4 protein-coding genes and 2 pseudogenes are annotated in these 4,589 nt (G+C 66.1%); 3 read left to right on the plus strand and 3 right to left on the minus strand.

Features of this window, described 5'->3' with window-relative positions; genetic code table 11:
• Window positions 1-94 precede the first annotated feature (94 nt).
• Entirely contained in the window at window positions 95-1,162 is a 1,068-nt protein-coding gene (locus tag ACFYY6_RS38240; protein ID WP_388653680.1) for a tyrosine-type recombinase/integrase, read from the minus strand.
• A 69-nt stretch (window positions 1,163-1,231) separates the two neighbouring features.
• Here ACFYY6_RS38240 and ACFYY6_RS38245 point away from each other — a divergent pair.
• Window positions 1,232-1,549: pseudogene (locus ACFYY6_RS38245) on the plus strand (transposase); the annotation flags it as partial.
• Between the two features lie 32 nt (window positions 1,550-1,581).
• Here ACFYY6_RS38245 and ACFYY6_RS38250 read toward each other — a convergent pair.
• Window positions 1,582-1,929, minus strand: a pseudogene (locus tag ACFYY6_RS38250) (transposase); the annotation flags it as partial.
• A gap of 131 nt (window positions 1,930-2,060) precedes the next feature.
• Here ACFYY6_RS38250 and ACFYY6_RS38255 point away from each other — a divergent pair.
• Complete coding sequence (locus tag ACFYY6_RS38255; RefSeq protein WP_388653683.1) at window positions 2,061-2,627, plus strand: hypothetical protein; 567 nt, start codon at window positions 2,061-2,063, stop codon at window positions 2,625-2,627.
• Window positions 2,628-2,910: 283 nt separating this feature from the next.
• Here ACFYY6_RS38255 and ACFYY6_RS38260 read toward each other — a convergent pair whose 3' ends face one another.
• Window positions 2,911-3,447, minus strand: coding sequence for a PadR family transcriptional regulator (locus tag ACFYY6_RS38260; RefSeq protein WP_360118697.1), 537 nt, complete (start codon window positions 3,445-3,447; stop codon window positions 2,911-2,913).
• Between the two features lie 81 nt (window positions 3,448-3,528).
• Between ACFYY6_RS38260 and ACFYY6_RS38265 the strand changes: the two genes are divergently transcribed.
• On the plus strand, window positions 3,529-4,302 hold the full coding sequence (locus ACFYY6_RS38265) for an alpha/beta fold hydrolase (RefSeq protein WP_351523177.1): 774 nt from the start codon (window positions 3,529-3,531) through the stop codon (window positions 4,300-4,302).
• Window positions 4,303-4,589: the final 287 nt, after the last annotated feature.

The following is a 4,589-nucleotide window of genomic DNA, read 5'->3' on the forward strand; positions in this document are numbered from 1 at the left end:
ACGACAACACCAGGCCCGCATCAGTCACTACAAACGGCGCGGACACAGCCCATGACCTGGCCATCAGTCACGGCAAGCACCGTTGCAGTACTAGTCATGAGCCCTCCGCCATGAGGCCGGCGTCGGCTTGGGCCAGCATTCGCGTCCGCCAGTCGTGGATCTGCTCCATGCCGCGGTTGAGCTTCTGAGAAAGGTCCCGGCCTGAGAGGTGGATGTAGCGAAGTGTCGACTCGGTGCTCCGATGGCCAGCGAACGTCGCGATGGCGTGCAGTTCCCAGCCCATCCGGGCCAGATCGGTCAAGCACAGATGCCGCGTCGTGTGCGTGGAGAACCGCGGAACACCGGCCGCGAGCGCGACCCGCCGCACCACCTTCGACCAGGTCCACAGCGTCAGCGGCTCGGCGCGATTGCGGCGGGACTCCGACAGGAACAGCGGCCCCCGTGCTCTGCTGATCTTGGCCCGGTGCCCCAGGTACTCCGACATCAGCACCCCGGTGGACGCAGAGTACGGGACGACTCGCTCCAGCCGGTTCTTCGTGTATTCCGCCCGTACTCGCAGCGTCCGATGCGCTGGATCCAGATCATCAGTACGCAGCGCGCACAGCTCTTCCCGGCGCAGGGCGGCGTCGTAGGCCAGCGCCAGCATCAACCGGTTACGGATCGGCTCGACACGAGCGACCGCCAGCACATCCAGCCACTCTTGCTCTGTGGGGATCCAGGGCAGCTTGGTCAGCCGCGGCACCAACCCGCGCTGCGAGCTGCCGAAATGGCGACCGGGCGTGTACTTGCCGCGTCCGACGGGATTGGATCCCCGCAGCCCCTCCTCGATGAGGAAGTCGTAGAAAAGACAGACAGGCACAAGCCTCTGCTGAAGCGTCGCATTGGCCAGCCCGGCTCCCGAATCGATCGACAGGACGTTCGCCCCGCGCCGACTGGGGCGTGTGCTCAGCTCACGGACGTACGCGGCGATGTTGGCACGGTTCGCCGTGACGGGATCGACCGCGTCACGTTCGCATACCTCCAGGTACTCGGCGAGCCCGCGAGCGTACGCATCGATCGTCCGGAGCGCCCGCCCGAGGTCGACCCACACAAGCAGCCAGCCCGCGGCCTGTTCGTGGCGGCCCAGGACAGGCCACTTCTTCTCCAACTTCTCGGCATCCAATGCCCCTCCCCAGAACGCGGTGAGATCGAGAGGAGCAACATCACTCCTCCGATCAGATTCCACGTAACTGATAGCCACAGCGTCTCCCGCAAGAAGTCCGACCCTGGTGACGCCCTGGCCCTGGCCAACATTCTGCGCACCGACATGCACGCCCACCGGCCGTTGTCGCAGGACAGCGACCTGGCCCGCGCGGTCGCCGTGCTCACACGCGCCCAGCAGGACGCCACCTGGAACCGGCAGCAGATCTCCAACCAGCTGCGCTCGCTGCTGCGGGAGTACTACCCCTCCGCGCTCGCCGCCTTCGAGTCATGGCGCAACGGTCTGTGCCGGCCGGAGGCCCACGAGCTTCTCAAGGCGGCTCCAACGCCCACGCGAGCCGCACAGCTACTGAGGTTGAACTCGTGGTGTCGTGCTGTTGTTCAGGCGGGTCTGATGGTCAGGCTGGTCTCGGCGAGGCAGCCGTCTATGAGGTGGCTGCGGTACTGGATGTGCCGTAGGCCGCGTCGGATGCGTTGGACGAGGTGTTCCGGGGTGGTGAAGGCGACGTTGGAGAGCCAGCCGCGTCGCAGAAGTGACCAGATGCCTTCGACGGGGTTGAGGTCGGGTGCGTAGGGCGGCAGGTAGTAGATGGTCAGCCAGTCCCGGGCTTCGGCGAACTCCCGGAGCCCGGCGGCCTTGTGGATGTTGAGATTGTCCCAGATGAGCACGATCGTGCCTCCGAGTTGCTGGTGGGCGGCGGTCAGCAGGTCCCGGTAGTCGCGCCAGGAGTCTCAATGATGAAGTCAAGTCGCCAGAGCGACTGGCGGGGCGGAGGTGAAGACCCGGTTGTCACGCAACAGCGCCCACAAAACGCTGGCCCGTCGGCGTGCCAGGGCGATGACCGCTTGGACGTAGGCACGTGGTCAAGCTTTCCGCCCCAGCAGCCGAGCCCGCCTCGCCGGTGGCCGTCTCCGGCGGCCACCGGCAGGTCGAGGGACACCTGGCGGCAACCGGCATGACGGCTACGCTGCTTCGGCCGTACGCGTTCATGCAGAAGCTGCTCCAGAACGCCCCGGCGATCGCCCGGGGCGTGCTCATCGGGGCAATGCGCGAGGCGCCATGCAACTACGTAGACGTCCGGGACATCGCCGACGTGGCCGCCGAGACCCTCCTGCGCCCTGGCCTCGCCGGCGCCACGTACACCCTGACCGGCCCGCAGGCCTTCAGCCACCCCGAGCTCGCCCGTCTGCTCAGTGAGCTGACCGGCCGTCCTGTCTGCCTGCCGCCAGGCGACTTTCACAGCCATCTCCTGTCGACCGCACAGATGCCGCCCTGGCTCGCCGACCACGTGGTGGAGATCCAGCAACTGGCCATCGCACGCGCGGAGCCCACCAACGGCACCATCGAGACCGCCCTCGGCCGCCCCGCCAGGGCACTCCGCGCCTTCATCCACGAACATCTCCACACATCCGCCCCAACCGCCTGACCGGCAGCTCAGCCATCCGCTCCCGAACCCTTCGCTCTTCTCCGAGAAGCGGCGCCGCTTCTCGGAGAAGGATGTGTGAGACGGACGCTGTCCGCAGCAAGTCGACCCGATTCGCCCTCGCGGGTGACACCACATCATCAGTCGCCACAAGGCCTCTCCAGCCGTGCCCTCAGGGGCGTTCGAGGTTGCGATGGCACGCGCGATTTTTGAAGGTTGGGATGGGGCGCTACGCCGTGTCAGCACTTGGTGCCATTGCTAGGTGGTCGCCAGTTGCCGACGCCGTTCACTGCAAGCCGCGAGCGGCGAGCGTCTTCAACGTCGTTGCCAGCCAGCCCACCTCCGCCTCGCTTGTTGCACGTGCGATCTTGAGAAGTCCCTGTCGGAAGGGGTCGTCGAGCTCTTCGGCTGCAAGCGGGCGTTCGCCTTCGTAGAAGAAGCTGCTGGGCTCTCGGAGGAAGGTCAGGCGGCGCTGTAGTACGGCCGCCTGGTCGGCCGGGGTTTCCAGGTGGCGCAGGAAGGCCAGGACGGTGAACCAGTGGTTCTCGTCACTGATCGCGGTTCCGTCGGCTTCCCGCAGCCGACGGCGAAGCTCTTCTCGTCCCTGGTCGGTCAGGGTGAGCACATGCCGAGGAGCCGCTCTGCTGCCTGGTTCGGTCTGACGGCTCAGCCAGCCGGCCCGCTCCAGGCGTTTGATCGCCGGGTACAGCGTGCCGTCCGCGATCGGCCGGACATGACCGGTGAGGTGCGCCACGCGTCGTTTCAGCTCGTAGCCGTGCAGCGGCTGGTTGAACAGAAAACCCAAAATCGCCAACTCCAACATGACAGCATCATCCCCCCTCAAGGCTATATATCGATGCCGATGTATAGTCTAGGCGATGCATTATCTGATCGAGGAGGAGCCATGCACGACGCTCAGGTGACGCCCAAGGGGGCGCGGATCCGCTGGGTCGAGATACCCGGAGACCCTCGGCACACCCGGGTCTATCTGCACGGAATCGGTGCCTCGTCCAGCCCGTACTTTGCAGCCGCCGCCGTCCATCCGGACCTTGCCGGCCACCGGTCGCTGCTCGTCGACATGCTCGGCTTCGGCATCAGCGACCGCCCTACCGACTTTGAGTACACCGTGGAAAACCACGCCGACGCTCTCGCCACGGCCCTTGAGGCGGCCCACGTCCAGGCAGCCGACGTCATAGCCCACAGCATGGGCGGCGCCGTGGCCATCGCGCTCGCCAGTCGCCATCAGCACCTGGTGTCCCGCTTGGTCCTGGTCGACGCCGTCCTCGACCCCTTGACACCTGAGCAATGCTGGCCCGGCATCCGCGGCATCGCCGCCTACACCGAAGAAGACTTCCTCGCCGGAGGATGGCGGGAAGTCCGCGAGGCCGCCGGGCCGCACTGGTGGTCCACGATGCGGCTGGCCGGGCGCGAAGCGCTCCACCGCAGCGCCGTACACCTCGTCCGCGGCACGAGCCCCACCATGCGTGAACTCCTGCTGAGCCTGACGATCCCCCGCACCTACTTGCGTCCCGCAGGAGATGGCCCGCTCCCCGGTGAACAGCAGCTCCTCGAAAGAGGAATTTCCGTCGTGGCCGTACCGGACTGTGGACACAACATCATGCTGGATAACCCCGGGGCGTTCGCACAGCAGACCGCTCGCGCGCTGCAGCGCGTCTGAGCCCGTCCGCCGTCCTCAGCGATCCACGGGAGCCCACGGAATTGCAGATCGGACCCCACAGGGGACATCTGCTCGGTCGGCATCTGGCCTGAGAAAGTGTTGGGTAACTGATCAACTGCGCATTGTGATGCTCTGGTGGTGATCGTGCGGCCGAGGCGTCCGCGACGATCACCACCATGTGTGCCTGTTCGTGTAAGACGTCGTTTCATTTGGTGAGTCGGCGGTAGCCGATGAGGGTTGCCGCTATGCCAACGAACGCGAGGAAGTGCTCGGCTTTGCGTTCGTAG

The organism is Streptomyces sp. NPDC001750, assembly GCF_042892615.1.
Lineage (GTDB): Bacteria > Actinomycetota > Actinomycetes > Streptomycetales > Streptomycetaceae > Streptomyces.